This is a genomic window from Streptomyces rishiriensis (assembly GCF_003112535.1).
GTDB classification, from domain to species: Bacteria; Actinomycetota; Actinomycetes; order Streptomycetales; family Streptomycetaceae; genus Streptomyces; species Streptomyces rishiriensis.
Genome location: NZ_BEWA01000014.1, coordinates 64,342 through 78,825, shown reverse-complemented (window position 1 = coordinate 78,825; position 14,484 = coordinate 64,342). Strand labels below are relative to the sequence as shown.

Below are 14,484 nucleotides of genomic sequence, written 5' to 3'. Positions count from 1 at the left end.
ACCCTGCCTTCGATGTCATGCCAATGCCCGTGACGCCGAAGGCTCTTGAAGGCCGACGTCTCTTCACCGTCGCCCCGCACGGCGGCGCGCTGCAGTGGACCGGCTGCGAGGCCGAGGCGCCGGCCGGCGTCCTCGGCGAAATCGCGGCCGTCGCCGACTGCTCGGCTTGCTCCGGCGAGCACGAGGCAGGCAACCTGTACCTGGGCGGCAAGCTCACCTTCACCGACGTAGTCGTCGACGAACCCGGCGTCTACCAGACCAGGGTCCTACACCAGCGGCGACGCCCGCACGGCCGAGGTGTCCGCCGACGGCGGCGGCGCCACCCGCCCCACGTTCCCCGCCACCGGCGACCGGGGGAACCGTCGCCGACGTCCACGTGCCGGTGACGCTCAAGGCAGGCGCCGACACGATCACCGCCGACAGCGGTGCGGGCCACGCACCGGACATCGACCGGATCGACCTACCGAAGTCCTCCGGACGACACCCGGGGGGCCGGTTCCGCATCCGGGCCCCCGACCTCCGGAGCCGCCATGGACCCCCGCCCGACGGACCCCGCCAGACGCGCCCTCCTCACCTCGGGCCTCCCCGCGGCGGCCCTCACCGGCCCGCACCCCTTCACCGCCTCCGCCCCCGACGACACGGTGGACGCCGACGGTCAGTTCCCCTACGAGGACAACCCGCGTCGGCGGTTGCGCAGCGTCGGCGGCCGGACCACGACCGTGATGTACGCGCAGCAGACCCTGACGGTCGGCCTGCGGCCGGGGCGGGCCGTCACCCTGACGGGCTCCGCCCGATGACGGCCGGGCACGCCCCGCTGCGCGCGATCCAGGCCGTCCTGTTCGCCCTCGCGACGCTCCTGGCCGTACCGGCCGACGCCCGCGCCACGTCGCCCCGGCCGGACGTCGTCACCTGGGGCGCTTCGGCGGGCCGCCTGGGCGAGGGCGTCGCCGACCGCGGCTACCGTCTCGTCGTGCGCACCAGCGCCGGAGGGGCCGGACTGCGGATCCGGTTGACCAACGCCTTCGGCGACCGTCCGGTGACCTTCGACAGCGTCTACGCGGGCATCCGGCAGGAGGGCGCGGCACTCGCGCCCGGCAGCAACCGGCGGCTCGGGTTCGGCGGCGCGGACTCCGTGACGATTCCTGCCGGCCGAACGGCGCTGAGCGACGTCCTGGCGGCCCCGCTGCCCGCCGGCGCCGATCTGGTGGTCAGCCTGCACTCGCCGGACGCGGCCGGACCGGCGACCGGCCACGGCCTGGCCATGCAGACGTCGTACACCACTCAGGGCGACCACACCGCCGAGGAGGGCGCCGCACACTGGAGCCGGACGACCGGCGCGTGGTTCTACCTCGACGCCGTCATGGTCCGCACGAACGCGTCGACGGGGGCGGTGGTCGCGCTCGGCGACTCGATCACGGACGGCTGGCAGTCCACCTCCGGCCTGGACCGCCGCTGGCCCGACTACCTCGCCCGCCGGCTGCGGCGCGCCGGTACCGCGATCCAGGGCGTGGCCGACGAGGGCGTCTCCGGGAACAGGGTCCTGACGGACGCCGCCGGCCAGAGCGCGCTGAACCGCCTCCAGCGGGACGTGCTCTCCCTGCCGGGCGTGCGCACGGTCGTCCTTTTCGAGGGCGTCAACGACATCAAGGCCCACATGGGGGTGACCGCCCAGGAGCTGATCGCCGGGTACCGGGAGATCGTGCGCCGCGTCCACGCGGCGGGCAAGTGCGTCGTCGGCGCGACCGTCGCCCCCTTCAAGGGCTGGCCCGAGTGGGACCCGGCCGCCGAAGCCGTACGCCGGGACGTCAACGCGTTCATCCGCGACGGCGGTGAGTTCGACGCCGTCGCCGACTTCGACCGCACCCTGCGCAGCCCCCACGACCCCGAGCGGATCCTGCCGTTCTTCGACGGCGGCGACCACCTGCATCCCGACGACGAGGGCATGCGGGCGATGGCCGACGCGGTGGACCTCACGGCGCTCGACTGCGCCTGACGGCCGCCCCTCGCGCCGGCGGCCGGGTCAGGAACCGGCCGGCTGCGGGCTGAAGCAGGCCGTGATGGTCTTGCCGTGGGGGCACGGGTGCGCCTCCCAGCTGTCGGCCAGCGCGTCGACGAGGAACATGCCCCGCCCTCCGGTCCGGTCGATGCTGGGGCTCCGGGGAGCGGGCAGCTCGGCCGACGAGTCGTGGACCGCGATGTGCAGACAGCGGCTGTCCCAGGTCATCACGAGCTGTGCGTCGCTGTGCGCGTGTCGGTGGGCGTTGGTCACCAGTTCGGAGACGGTCAGCAGCACGGCGTCGACCGTCTCCGGTGCGGTGGTGGCCCAGCCCAGCGTGTCGAGGTGGTGGCGGGCCCAGTCGCGGGCCGCCTTCACCGTGGACTCCAGGGGCAGAGAGCGGGCCCATCCGACTGCCCGCAACGCTGATCGATCCATGGGTGATCCCTCCGAGTAACCGTCCACCGGCCCTCCGTCTACCCCGGGACGCCGAGGTGACGCCGCGCCCGCGGCGGTCCACCCGCAGACCGGAAGCACACCTCCCGCCCGCCCCCCGGCCGAGGTGTCCGCTCGCCGTCTTCCCGGGCATGGTGGAGAGGGGTGCGGTCACTCCGGATGGGCCACGGCGTCCTTCTGCAGCTTCACCGCCGCCAGCAGGCTCAGCTGCTTCTCCGCCTGGCGCAGCGCCCTCACCGCCGCGACCGAGGAGACGTCGCCCGTGAAACCGACGGCGGCCAGCCGGGAGCGGACCCAGTCGGCGCGCAGCCGGGCCTCGGTGGCCGCCGCGGTGGCCCCGACCAGTGCGACGGCGCGCTCCAGACCCGGGCGCTCCTCGGGGGAGGCCGCGGCCAGCGCGTCGCGCAACGCCGCCTCGACCACGTCCGAGTCCCGGACGACCAGAACGAAGTCGTGCTTCTTGTTGAATCCCGTGATTCCTGTCATGTAGATCATCGTGGCCCCGAGTCCCGTGCCAGCCAAGCGACTTGAGGAGCATCAGAGCCTCCGTCCGGTTCGGGGGCGAGCCGGGCGCGGGGCGGGGTAGGCGGGAGGGAGCAGAGATCGACGAAGGGAACGTCATGACGACCTACGTGATCACCGTGCCCGGCACGTTCACGGCCGGGATCGACGACGAGGCGCGCACGCGGCTGAGTCAGGCCCTGCGCCCCGCCGATCCGCACCACACGCGGATGGGCGACGCGCAGGACCTCGACCCTCTCACCGTGAACGAGGACGACACGTTCACCATCCGGCTCGCCGTCGAGGCGGACAGCGTTCCCCATGCGGAGGAGGACGCCCGCAGGCTCGCGGACTCCGCCCTGCAGGCCGCGGGTCTCGACGACAGCGAGGCGCCGCTGGGGCCGGCGGTGGTCACCGGCATCGACTCGGAGGTGTGAGCCGCTCCCGTGAGCGGCCGGCCGCGAGCCGCGGGCCGCACGTCCCCGGGCCGCGGCCCGGGGTCAGCGGCCGCCCCGCCCGTGCGTCAGGCGCTGCCACACCGCGCCCGCCATCGCCTCCTCGCCCTTGGCGTTGGGGTGGGCGGGGGCGGCGGGCGACGCGGGCTGCAGCGGCTCGATCCACCGGACCTCGGGGGGCGTGCACATGTCGTGGCCGACGGTCGGACCGTAGGTGTCGACGTACTCCGCACGGTTCCAGCGGGCCACCAGACGGAGCATCAGGTTGAGGCGCTTGCCGGTGTCCCTCAGGTAGGGGAAGTCGCCCGCCGCGAACGGCACCGAGGGCGCGCAGCCGCTGCCGTCGTCGGGCAGGAGGTCGGGGTATCCGACCAGGAGGACCCGGGCCCGCGGAGCTCGCTCGTGCACGGCCCGCAGCACCCGTGCGATCTTGGGCGCGGTCTTGGCGATCGTCGCGGTGAGCTCGTCGAACCCCGAGGCGCCGTAGTGGCGCCGGCACGGATCGCCGGCCGGGTCCTGCGCGGCCACCTGCGCACAGGTGGCGATGATGGATCCGAAGCCGATGTCGTTGCCGCCGATCTGGACGGTCACGAGGTCGCTGTCGTGGTTCACCGCGTCCAGCTGGGGCCCGTTGGCCCCCTGCGGCTTCCACATGTTCTCGGTGGTCGCCCCGCCGCAGCTGACGTCCTTGAAGGTGGTGGCGCGCAGCCGCGCGGCCATGAGGGACGGGTAGTTGTGGTCGGACCGGGCGCAACCGACGTCCACCTGGCGGGGGATGAAGGGCCCGGAGGTGTAGGAGTCGCCGAGCGCCGCGTAACGGACCGTGCCGCCCGTTCCGTGGGCCGCTGCCGGCGTCGCGGAGGCGGCCACGAGAGCACAACCCCCCAGCGCCGAAAGAAGGGTGACGCCTCGTCGGCGCCGACCGGCCGGTCTTCCCGTGCCTGTTTCGCGTTGCATCGAGTCTCTTCCCCTCGCAGCCCGTGGCCCGCCGGCGACACCGTCCCGTACGGCGGTCGTGACGGTTCGACTGGGCTTGTATACCGCCCGGTCGGTCGCCGGTGCCAGACTCCGGAGCGAACCTGTTCGCCCCGTGGAATTCGCCCCGTGGAAGGGGAAAGGGAACCGGTATGCCCGAGGGATGGCAGTGGGACAAGCCCCTGTTCGCCGGAAGCGCGCCCTACTACGAGCGCGGCCGGCTTCCGTACGCTCCGGGCTTCACCGAGGCGCCGGCCGCCGCACTCGGTCCGGACGGCCGGGGCCGGCTCCTGGACGTGGGCTGCGGCCCGGGCGTCGTCCTGCTGCCCATGGCGCGCGTGGCCGGGCCGGCCGGCGGCACGGCGCCCGCCGTCGTCCGTGAGGCGTTCTCCCACAAAGACCCGCACGACGTGGACGCCCGTCCGCCCGACCGGAATGCACACCCCCGGGGCGCCCCCGGCCGTAATCCGCTTGACCCGGCCGAGGAGCGACGCTGCACTGTGCGGGGCGCACGCGTCGTGGCGCCCGTGTCCCGGGGAGGCAGCGCCAGCCATGGAGATCCGTTCCACGACCGACCAGGACCTCGGCGTCTTCGTCGACACGCTCCATGCCGCGTTCGGGCGCTTCCCGGAAACCCCGGCCGGCGGCGGCGGGGCGTGGTGGTCGGCATGGGAGATGGACCGCGGGCTGCTCGCCCGCACCGAGGACGGGCGGCCCGTCGGCACCGCCGCCGCGTGTTCCTTCGAGCTCACCCTGCCCGGCGAGACCGTCGCCCCCTGCGCCGGAGTGACCGCCGTCGGCGTCCTGCCCACGCACCGGCGCCGTGGCGTGCTCAGCGCCATGATGCGGCATCAGCTCGCCGAGCTGCGGGCGCGGGGGGAGTTCCTCTCCGTGCTGCTGGCCACCGAGGCCCTGATCTACCGCAGGTTCGGCTACGGGCCGGCGACCTACACCCAGCGGCTGACGGTCCCGCGCCACCGGGGCGCGCTCGCCCTGCCCCGGCACGCGGCGGCCGGCGCGGACACCGGCGCCGTCGAGCTGCTGAGGCGGGCCGAGTGCGGCGAGATCCTGGAAGAGGTCTACGACCGGTACCGGCGCGCCCAGCCCGGCGCGCTGTCCCGGCCGCACCGCTGGTGGGCCGTGGGCGCGGGGCAGCCCCCCGTCTCCGCGGCGCCGCGCTACGTCGCGGTCCACCGTGACGCCGACGGCGTTCCCGACGGGTACGCCTCGTACGCGGTCGGCGAGTCCGCGACCCTCACCGTGGACGAGACCGTCGCCGCCGACGACGCGGTCTTCACGGACCTGGTCCGGTTCGTCCTCGGACACGACCTGGTCGACGAGGTCGTGATCAAGCACTTCCCGCCCGGGCATCCGCTGCGCTGGCAGTTCGCGGACTTCCGCGCCGCGGAGGTGAGCGGCGACACCGACTGGCTCTGGGTGCGGCTGCTGGACGTCCCGCGGGCGCTGACCGCACGCGGCTGGTTCACGGACGGCGAGCTGGTCCTCGACGTCGACGACCCGTTCCTCGACGAGCGCGGCCGCTACCTGCTGACCGTCCGGGACGGCAAGGCCGACTGCGTCCAGACGGACCGGGAACCCGACCTTTCCCTGGACGTGAGCGATCTGGGCTCCGTCTACCTCGGGGGCACCGCCCCGAGCACGCTCGTGCGCGCCGGGCGCGTGCAGGCCCACCGCCCGGACGCGGCCGCCCTCGCCGACGCCCTCTTCCGCTCCGACCGCTCCCCGCACTGCCTGCACTGGTTCTGACGGCGGCGCGCGCCCGTCCGGCGGCAGGCCTGCGCCGACGCCGCGGCGCGGGTCAGGGGAGGCGGGGCAGGACGTCCCGGGCGGAGTGGCTGAGGAGGCGAAGATTCTGCGTGAAGCGTTCGAGGTCCTCGCCGGGCAGCGGTGCGACGAAATACCGTTCGATGTTCCGCAGGTGCACCTGAGCGGCGCGGACGGTCGTCTCCTCGCCCAGCGGGGTGAGCCGCACCAGCTTCGCGCGCCGGTCGTCGGGGGAGTCCGCGCGGGTCACGAGCCCGGCCGCCGACATGCGGTCCACGAGCCGGGTGGCGCCGCCCGTGGTCAGGACCTGCTCCTGGGCGATGGCCCGCATCGAAAGGCCCGGCGCGCCCGCCCGGCCGAGGATCAACAGCACCTCGAACATCAGATGGCTGATCCCGCACTCCTCTTCCAGGGCCCGCCCCAGGATGTACTCCAGCCGGTTGGCCGCCCCCTGCAGACGTCCGAAGGCCAGAATCAGCTCGTGGTCGGCGGCCTCCTTCGCCGTTCCGATCTCCGCCTGCTCGCTCACGGTCTCGCCGCCCCTCTCGCCGTCCCGGGTATCACCGTACCGATCATGCCCGGCTGACGTGGGGGGACGGCGGGGAGGGCCTCGCGGTCGGGCCGGGCGGGTGTGCGGCCTCGGACCGGGCTTCCAGGGCGCGCAGGACGGCCGCCATGTCCTCGCCGCCGTGTCCCAGGGCGACCGTCTCGCCGTACAGGGCGTGGCAGACGTCGAGGAGCGGGGAGGCCAGGCCCGCCCCGCGGGCGGCCTCCGCGATGAGCCGGTTGTTCTTCAGGACGTCCGCGGCGGCCGCCTGCACGCTGAAGTCGCGCTCCAGCAGCTTGGGCCCCTTGACCCGGGAGACGGCGCTGGCCATCTGGCCCGCGTCCAGCACGTCGCGCAGCAGCCGCCGGTCCAGCCCGTGCCGCTCCGCGAAATGGAACGCCTCGGCCAGCCCGGTCACCAGGGTGATCAGGAACAGGTTCACCGAGAACTTCATCAGCAGCGCGCCCGGCACCGAACCGCAGTCGAAGGTATCCCGGCACAGGGGGGCGAGCAGGGGCCGTACGGCCGCCACGGCGTCGTCGTCGCCCGAGAGCATCCCGACCAGTTCACCCCGCTCGGCCGGGACGCGGGACCCGGAGACCGGGGCCTCGACGTAGCGCCCGCCCGCCGCCCGGACGTCCGTCTGCAGACCGGCCGAGTACTCGGCGGACGTGGTGCCCATGTGGACGACGGTGTGCCCGGCGACGCGGGAGGCGAAGGCGGGGGCGCCGCGCCCGAGCACGTCGTCGATCGCCGTCTCGTCCGCCAGCATCAGGATCACGGTCCCGGCCCGGTCGAAGACCTCGGCGGGGCTCGCCGCGACCTCGGCTCCCAGGGCGCGCAGCGGCTCGCACCGGCCGGGGGTGCGGTTCCCCACGACGAGCGGCGTTCCGGCACGGGCGAGGTTGCCGGCCATGGGCTGTCCCATGACCCCGAGTCCGATGAATCCGACGTGCACGAGCACCGTCCTTCCCGTCTCACGCGCTTTTCCGGCCCATGCCGGACGGCCCAGCCGTCGCGGTCGTCGACCGGAACGGACTATGACCGCGGTCATAGTAGTCCACTCTATGACCGCCGTCATAGAGTGGACCGGGTCCGAAGCAGTCCCGCGACGGCCGGTGGAGGTCGACGATGGCGGTGTCCGAGCGGGGACCGCGCGAGCGGATGGTGTTCAGCGCCGCCCAGCTGATCCGGCGCGAGGGGGTCGCCGCCACCGGCATGCGCGAGGTCGCCGCCCACGCGGGCGCGCCGCGCGGATCGCTGCAGCACTACTTTCCCGGCGGCAAGGAACAGCTGGTCAACGAGGCGGTGGGCTGGGCGGGCCGGTACGCGGGCGACCGCGTCGCCCGCTTCCTGGCCGCACTGTCCGAGCCGACGCCGGCCGCGCTGTTCGCCGAGATGGTGCGGCAGTGGACCGACGAGTACGAGGCCGCCGGCTTCGCGGGCGGCTGCCCGGTGGCCGCCGCCACGGTGGACTGCGCGCAGTCCACCGTCTCCACGCGGGAGGCGACGGCCGCCGCCTTCGCCGCCTGGACCGCGCCGGTGGCCCGCGCGCTGACGGACCTGGGGGTGCCCGAGGAGCGGGCCGGCGCGCTGGCCACGCTCATGATCAGCGCTCTGGAGGGGGCGATCCTGATCGCCCGCGCCGAGCGCGACGTCCGCGCCCTGACGACGGTGGCCCACGAACTGGGCCCGCTCCTCGACGCGGCGGTGGTCGAGCGCCCCGGGCAGGCCCGCACCCGGGGGGCCGAGCCCGACCGGCCGGCCTAGAGCGCGGCCACGAACTTCCCCAGCCGGGCGATCCCCTCGCGCAGTTCGTCGGCCGACGCCGCGTACGACAGACGGACGTGCGTCTGCGCGGAGTGCACGCCGAAGTCCCGGCCCGGAGTCAGGGCGACGTGCGCCTCCTGCAGGGCTCGTTCGCAGAACTGCCACGAGGTGAGCCCGGTGCCGCTGACGTCGAAGTAGACGTAGAAGGCGCCGTCGGGCGGGACGGGCACCGGCAGACCGATCCGGGCCAGGCCGTCGAGGACGAGCGCCCGGCGCTGCGCGAACTCGGCGCGGCGGGCCTCGCACACCGCGAGGGACTCCGCCGAGAAGCAGGCCAGAGCGGCCTGCTGGGCGGGCGCGGACGCGCAGAGGAAGTAGTTCTGCGCCAGGCGCTCCATCGCGGGCACGAGCCCCTCGGGGACGACGCACCAGCCCAGCCGCCAGCCCGTCATGCCGAAGTACTTCGAGAAGCTGTTGACGACGACGGCGTCCGGGTCGAACGACAGGGCGCTGCGCGGGGGCCGGCCCCGGGTGTCGTGGTCGGCGAGCTCCAGGTAGATCTCGTCGACGATGCGCCACCCGTCGCGCTCCCGGGCGACGTCGCAGATCGCCGCGAGTTCACCGGCCGGAACCGAGGTGCCCGTGGGGTTGGACGGGGTGGCGACCATGACACCGCGCGTGTCCTCCGTCCAACTCGCCCGCACCGAAGCGGCGTCCAGCTGGAACCGGCTCTCGGCCGTGGCGGGCACCAGGGTGACGCGCGCGCCGAAGCTCTCCGCGATCTGCCGGTTGCAGGGATACGACGGGTCGGCGATGAGCACCTCGTCGCCGGGATCGACCAGCGCGGCGGCGGTCAGCACCAGCGCGGCCGAGGCCCCCGCCGTCACCACGATCCGGGCCGGGTCGACCTCGACCTCGTGCCGCTCCATGTAGAACCGGGCGATCGCCCTGCGCAGCGCGGGCAGCCCGAGGGCCTCGGTGTAGGCCATCGGCCGCCCGTCCATGGCCTCGCGCATCGCGCTCAGAACGGCGGGCGGCGCGCCGAAGTCGGGTTCGCCGAGGCTGAGTTTGACGACATGACGGCCCTGCGCCTCCAGCGCGGCGGCCTGCTTGCCGAACTCCATGGCGTAGAACGGAGCGACGCCCCGGGCACGTCGTGAGATCCGTGGGGTGCTCATGCCGCGGCCTCCGGCTGTGTTCCCTGCTGCGTCAGGTCTCGCACGGCTCTCCTTCGGCTCGGGCCTGTGGCTCAGCCGATTATCGACCGTGGGGCCCAGCCGTCGTCACCGGGCCCGGCTCGTCACCAGCCCCGGGCCGGCCCGCCGTCTCCTTCCGGGCCGTCGCCCTCCGGGGCGGGCGGGATGTTCTGGTTGGCGTGGAAGAAGTTCTCCGGGTCGTAGGCGCGTTTGACCTCCGCCAGCCGGTCGTAGTGTCCGCGATAGGTGGTCCGGACCCGCTCCGGGGTCTCCTGCGCGCCCAGGAAGTTGACGTAGGAACCGCCCATGGAGTGCCCGTGCAGGTCGGCCCAGTAGTCGACGCACCACTGCCGGATCAGGTCGGCGTTGGCCGGGTCGGGGTCGATCCCCGCGATCACGCAGGACCACACGGCGTCCCGGTAGGCCCAGGCCGTGTCGTCACGCCCGACCCGGTGCGCCGCCCCGTCGACCGGGTACATGTGCATCGTCGACAGGTCGGTGGGAAGCCCCTCGCCGTACCGTCCGTGCACCTCGATCGCCCCGTCGGAGACCGCGTCGAAGAAGTCCCCGCGCCAGTACCACTGCAGTCCCGCGGGGAGCAGCGCGTCGAACATGCTCTGGAGCGCCGGGTAGGGCATCGGCGCGGTGAAGTGGAAGGCCGGGGGCGCCGGATCGTTCACCACGCCGAGGACCTCCTCCAGCCGTCCGGCCGCCAGGTCGCCGGTGTAGCACCACACGACGGCGCACATCCTGTGCCCGTGGATCGGCTCCGGGAACGGCGGCCCGGGAGGCACCGCCAGCACCGCGAAGAAGCCGCTGAGTTCCTCGGGCGCGGCGGGCAGGAACTCCCGGTACCAGCGCAGCACCTCCGCGGTGCGGTCGACCGGCCACAGCGTCACCGCGACGCCCACCGCGTCCACGGGGTGCAGCTGGAACGTGAACGACGTGACCACGCCGAAGTTGCCGCCGCCGCCGCGCAGCGCCCAGAAGAGATCGGGGTGCTCCTTCTCGGAGGCGGTGACGAACGTGCCGTCGGCGAGGACGACGTCGGCCGACAGCAGGCTGTCGATGGTCAGTCCGTGCCTGCGGGTCAGATGGCCGTGGCCGCCGCCCAGCGTCAGACCGCCGACCCCGGTGGTCGACATGATGCCGGCCGGCACGGCCAGACCGAACGCGTGTGCGGCATGGTCGAGGTCCCCCAGCTGGCTGCCGCCTCCCACCTGCGCGGTCCTGGTCGCCGGGTCGACGCGCACCCAGCGCATCGGCGACAGGTCCAGCATGATCCCGTCGTCGACCAGGCACAGGCCCGGCCCGCTGTGTCCGCCGCCGCGCACCGCGAGCTCCGTGCCGGTGTCCCGCGCGAAGGACAGCGTGGCCCGCACGTCCCCGGCGTCGACGCACCGGGCCACGGCGGCCGGACGCCGGTCGATCATGGCGTTGTAGACGGCGCGAGCCTCGTCGTACCCCGCGTCCCCGGGTGCGAGGACCGGCCCTCGCAGTGCCTCACGCAGATCTTCCAGCGCCGCTCCGTTGTCGCCGCCCATGTCGAACACCCCTGTGACGATGGTGGTCGCGCACGGACGAACGCGCGATGTCCGGGAGGGTCTCGGCGAGCGGCGCGGGCATCCATGCGCACCTCGGACTGTTGCCGACGGCCGAGGCCGGGGCCTTCGCCGCCAGTTTCAGTGTCCGTCCGGCCTGCGGCACCCGCATGTCGGTGAGCGGTCCGGCGGTGCGGCCGGTCAGGGGGCGTCGGCGGGGTCGAGACACAGCACCGGCACCCGCTGGACGACGTTGTTGGCGAACCCGCCCCGGTTCCAGGGCTGTTCCAGCGGCTGGGTGTTCCCCGCCCCGTCACGGGCGCGGACGCTCAGCACATGCGCACCGGGGGCCGCGGACCACGCGAAGGTCCACCGACGCCAGGCCCAGCGCCGGCCGTGATCCGGTTCGAGTCCGGCCGGGTCCCAGGTCAGCCCGTCGTCCGTGCTGACGTCGACCGACGTCACCGGGGCGCGCCCCGACCAGGCCCGGCCCGCCAGCAGCACCGGTCCCGCCGCCACCACCCGGGTGCGGGACATGAAGTCGGGGAAGCCCGGCGGAATCAGCAGCGCCCGGGGAGCGATCAGGGTGACGGGCTCGCCCGCCTCCTCGGGCGTCTGCCTGATCCGGTACGCGACGGACTGCTGGAAGCCGGTGAAGGGGGAGTCGACCACCTCGACGTCCCGCAGCCACTTGACCTGCGCCATGCCGTACCAGCCGGGCACGACCAGGCGCAGCGGGCTGCCGTGCTGCGGCGGCAGCGGCGCGCCGTTCATCGCGTAGGCCACCAGGATCTCCGGATCGTCGCCCAGGGCCACGTCGAGCGGCAGGGCGCGCCGGTAGTCCTGCTCGACACCGCGCTCCACGCCGTGGTCCGCTCCCGTGAACACGACGTCGACGGCGTCGGGCCCGACCCCGGCGTCGTCGAGGAGCAGACGCAGCGGAACCCCCGTCCAGTCCGCGGTGCCGACCGCCTCGACCAGCCACGGCTGACTCACCGGCCGCGGCGACAGCAGGGCCCTGCCGTTGCCCGCGCACTCCATCGTCGTACGGACCACGACCGCGGGAAGGGCGCGCAGTCGCCCGGGGGAGAAGCGGAGCGTGCGGCGTACCCGGCCGCTCACCGTCAGCCGCCAGGCGTCGTCGCCCGGCACGGCGGGGATGTCGTAGTGCGTCAGCACATAGTGCAGGCCGGGCGGTGTGACGTCGTAGCGCAGGGCCTCCAGCGGCAGAGCGTGATTGCGCGCGGCGAGCGCCAGCTCGTCCGGCCCGAGGCCTTCGCCCGCCGCGGCCAGCCGGGCGGGCCCGCTCACGTCGGCGAGTCGACGCCTCATGCGCCGATTCTCCTCCTCACCGCGACACCCTGCACCGGGCCGGCCGACGGCGGTCCGCGGCGGCCCGCGCCTCAGAGGAGGGTCGCCGCGTGGTCGGGGACGTAGGTCTGCAGATCCCGGGGCGGGCGCTCGTAGCCGGTCGACGCCGGACGCTCCGGGAGTTCCAGCACGGGCGGCGGCACCTCGCGGTACGGCACGGACGACAGCAGATGCGCGATCATGTTCAGCCGCGCCCGGCGCTTGTCGTCGCTCTCGACGACGTGCCAGGGCGCCTCGGAGATGTCGGTGTGCACCATCATCTCGTCCTTGGCCCGGGAGTACGCCTCCCAGTGGGTGATCGACTCCAGGTCCATCGGCGAGAGCTTCCAGCGCCGCAGCGGGTCCTCCAGCCTGCGCCGGAAGCGGTCCTGCTGCTCGGTGTCGCTCACCGAGAACCAGTACTTGCGCAGCAGCACCCCGTCCTCGACCAGCATGCGTTCGAAGATCGGGCACTGACGCAGGAAGCGCTGGTGCTCCTCCTTGGTGCAGAAGCCCATCACGTGCTCGACGCCGGCGCGGTTGTACCAGGACCGGTCGAACAGCACGATCTCCCCGGCCGCCGGCAGGTGCTCGACGTACCGCTGGAAATACCACTGGGTGCGCTCGCGCTCGGTCGGCTTCGGCAGCGCCGCGATCCGTGCCACACGAGGGTTGAGGTGCTCGGCGACGCGCTTGATGGTGCCGCCCTTGCCGGCCGCGTCCCGCCCCTCGAACACGATCACCAACCGGGTGCCCGACGCCCGCACCCACTCCTGCAGCTGCACCAACTCCGTCTGCAACCGCAGCAGTTCCTGCTCGTAGCTCTTGCGCGGCAGAGTCGCCGCCTTCTTGCCGGCCATGCCGCCTCCACCGCCCGATGACCCTTACGCCGCCCACTCGCGGAGTCCGCGCCCCGGTCCGGGCTCGAACACCAGGACGCCACCGTACTGAGCGCCGACGAGCCGCGCACCCCGACGCGCAGCGGGACCGGTCCCCGCCCTTGCGCTCACGTGCGGCGGGTGTGGGTCGGCGGGGTCATGACCCAGCGGATGGCCCGGGTCAGGACCTGCCCGGTGGGGCGCACGGCGAGGCCTTCGACGACCGGCACCCGGGGCAGCCACAGCATGCCGCGGGCCCAGGGCGGAAGCAGGGCGACGGCGTTCGCGGCCAGCCCGCCGTAGAAGGGCCGCACGGCAAGCGGCACAGGGGGCCGGAGCAGCAGGAAACGGGCGGCGGACCGCGCCTCGGGGGTGGCGCGGAGTTCGGGCCGGTAGGCCGTCAGGCGCTCGGCCAGCTCGCGGCGGTCGCGCGGCGGATCGCTCACTCCCAGCGCCTCGGCGACCCTCGCGGTGTCGCCGACATAGGCGTCGTAGCCGGCGGCGTCCAGCGGAGCGGCTCCGAAGCGCTCGTGGGCGCGCAGAAAGCTGTCCGTCTCGGCGGCGTGCACCCAGCCGAGCAGACGGGGATCGGCCGCGTGGTACGGCACGCCCTCGGCCGTCGTCCCGCGGATCCGGTGGTGGATGGCGCGGACGTGGTCGACCGCGCGTTGGGCGTCCTCGGCCGTGCCGTACGTCGTCACGGCCAGGAAGGTGCTGGTGCGCTGGAGCCGCCCCCACGGGTCGCCCCGGAAACCGGAGTGCCCCGCGACCGCCGCCATGGCCAGCGGATGCAGGGACTGCAGCAGCAGCGCGCTCAGGCCGCCGATGAACATCGAGGCGTCGCCGTGGACGACACGGACGGGGCGGTCCGGTCCGAACCAGCGCGGGCCCGGGGTGTCGTGGATGCGGGCGCGGTTCGCCGGCCCGTCGGGCCCGGCGACACGCTGGAACAGGGCCTGTCCCAGCTGGTCACGGACGGTGGTCAGCACGGTCGGCCTCCCCTCTCCTGCTGTCGGGCCTCCGCTGTCCAGTGT

General features: G+C 73.9%; 15 protein-coding genes and 1 pseudogene. 6 read left to right on the top strand and 10 right to left on the bottom strand.

Annotated elements, in window-relative coordinates:
• Nucleotides 1-50 precede the first annotated feature (50 nt).
• From Sri02f_RS25020 to Sri02f_RS25015, 3 genes and pseudogenes are all read left to right on the top strand, one after another.
• Nucleotides 51-472 (top strand): annotated as a pseudogene (locus Sri02f_RS25020) (alpha-galactosidase D); the annotation flags it as partial.
• A gap of 58 nt (nucleotides 473-530) precedes the next feature.
• Complete coding sequence (locus Sri02f_RS41795; protein WP_167467608.1) at nucleotides 531-797, top strand: hypothetical protein; 267 nt, start codon at nucleotides 531-533, stop codon at nucleotides 795-797.
• Nucleotides 794-1,993: an SGNH/GDSL hydrolase family protein gene (locus Sri02f_RS25015; RefSeq protein ID WP_109003638.1), complete on the top strand. Its 1,200-nt coding sequence runs from the start codon at nucleotides 794-796 to the stop codon at nucleotides 1,991-1,993. Before Sri02f_RS41795 ends, Sri02f_RS25015 begins: the two co-directional genes overlap by 4 nt.
• Before the next feature lie 27 nt (nucleotides 1,994-2,020).
• Here the strand turns inward: Sri02f_RS25015 and Sri02f_RS25010 are convergent, their stop codons facing one another.
• Together Sri02f_RS25010 and Sri02f_RS25005 are read right to left on the bottom strand one after the other, a co-directional pair.
• Complete coding sequence (locus Sri02f_RS25010; RefSeq protein ID WP_109003553.1) at nucleotides 2,021-2,434, bottom strand: ATP-binding protein; 414 nt, start codon at nucleotides 2,432-2,434, stop codon at nucleotides 2,021-2,023.
• A gap of 168 nt (nucleotides 2,435-2,602) precedes the next feature.
• Nucleotides 2,603-2,938: a hypothetical protein gene (locus Sri02f_RS25005; protein WP_109003637.1), complete on the bottom strand. Its 336-nt coding sequence runs from the start codon at nucleotides 2,936-2,938 to the stop codon at nucleotides 2,603-2,605.
• A 134-nt stretch (nucleotides 2,939-3,072) separates the two neighbouring features.
• On the opposite strand from Sri02f_RS25005, the gene Sri02f_RS25000 reads away from it, so the two are divergent.
• Nucleotides 3,073-3,390, top strand: coding sequence for a hypothetical protein (locus tag Sri02f_RS25000; protein WP_109003552.1), 318 nt, complete (start codon nucleotides 3,073-3,075; stop codon nucleotides 3,388-3,390).
• Nucleotides 3,391-3,453: 63 nt separating this feature from the next.
• Here Sri02f_RS25000 and Sri02f_RS24995 read toward each other — a convergent pair whose 3' ends face one another.
• Nucleotides 3,454-4,365: an SGNH/GDSL hydrolase family protein gene (locus tag Sri02f_RS24995; protein ID WP_109003551.1), complete on the bottom strand. Its 912-nt coding sequence runs from the start codon at nucleotides 4,363-4,365 to the stop codon at nucleotides 3,454-3,456.
• 570 nt (nucleotides 4,366-4,935) lie between these two features.
• On the opposite strand from Sri02f_RS24995, the gene Sri02f_RS24985 reads away from it, so the two are divergent.
• Nucleotides 4,936-6,150, top strand: a complete 1,215-nt coding sequence (locus Sri02f_RS24985; RefSeq protein ID WP_109003550.1) for a GNAT family N-acetyltransferase — start codon at nucleotides 4,936-4,938, stop codon at nucleotides 6,148-6,150.
• Nucleotides 6,151-6,202: 52 nt separating this feature from the next.
• On the opposite strand, the gene Sri02f_RS24980 is transcribed toward Sri02f_RS24985, so the two are convergent.
• Nucleotides 6,203-6,697 carry a MarR family winged helix-turn-helix transcriptional regulator gene (locus Sri02f_RS24980; protein ID WP_109003549.1) on the bottom strand — a complete coding sequence of 165 codons (495 nt, stop codon included), beginning with the start codon at nucleotides 6,695-6,697 and terminating at the stop codon, nucleotides 6,203-6,205.
• A 43-nt stretch (nucleotides 6,698-6,740) separates the two neighbouring features.
• Nucleotides 6,741-7,673: an NAD(P)-dependent oxidoreductase gene (locus Sri02f_RS24975; RefSeq protein WP_109003548.1), complete on the bottom strand. Its 933-nt coding sequence runs from the start codon at nucleotides 7,671-7,673 to the stop codon at nucleotides 6,741-6,743.
• 173 nt (nucleotides 7,674-7,846) lie between these two features.
• Between Sri02f_RS24975 and Sri02f_RS24970 the strand changes: the two genes are divergently transcribed.
• Nucleotides 7,847-8,485, top strand: a complete 639-nt coding sequence (locus tag Sri02f_RS24970; protein ID WP_109003547.1) for a TetR/AcrR family transcriptional regulator — start codon at nucleotides 7,847-7,849, stop codon at nucleotides 8,483-8,485.
• On the opposite strand, the gene Sri02f_RS24965 is transcribed toward Sri02f_RS24970, so the two are convergent.
• From Sri02f_RS24965 to Sri02f_RS24945, 5 genes are all read right to left on the bottom strand, one after another.
• Nucleotides 8,482-9,663 (bottom strand): pyridoxal phosphate-dependent aminotransferase, encoded by a 1,182-nt coding sequence (locus tag Sri02f_RS24965; RefSeq protein ID WP_109003546.1) that lies wholly within the window; start codon nucleotides 9,661-9,663, stop codon nucleotides 8,482-8,484. The genes Sri02f_RS24970 and Sri02f_RS24965 overlap by 4 nt on opposite strands.
• A 122-nt stretch (nucleotides 9,664-9,785) precedes the next feature.
• Nucleotides 9,786-11,225, bottom strand: a complete 1,440-nt coding sequence (locus tag Sri02f_RS24960) for an FAD-binding oxidoreductase (RefSeq protein ID WP_109003636.1) — start codon at nucleotides 11,223-11,225, stop codon at nucleotides 9,786-9,788.
• Nucleotides 11,226-11,423: 198 nt separating this feature from the next.
• Nucleotides 11,424-12,554, bottom strand: a complete 1,131-nt coding sequence (locus Sri02f_RS24955; RefSeq protein ID WP_109003545.1) for a sulfite oxidase — start codon at nucleotides 12,552-12,554, stop codon at nucleotides 11,424-11,426.
• Between the two features lie 71 nt (nucleotides 12,555-12,625).
• On the bottom strand, nucleotides 12,626-13,432 hold the full coding sequence (gene ppk2, locus Sri02f_RS24950) for a polyphosphate kinase 2 (RefSeq protein ID WP_109003544.1): 807 nt from the start codon (nucleotides 13,430-13,432) through the stop codon (nucleotides 12,626-12,628).
• A 146-nt stretch (nucleotides 13,433-13,578) separates the two neighbouring features.
• The gene (locus tag Sri02f_RS24945) at nucleotides 13,579-14,439 is read right to left on the bottom strand and encodes an oxygenase MpaB family protein (RefSeq protein WP_109003543.1); all 861 of its coding nucleotides are present in this window, start codon (nucleotides 14,437-14,439) and stop codon (nucleotides 13,579-13,581) included.
• Nucleotides 14,440-14,484: the final 45 nt, after the last annotated feature.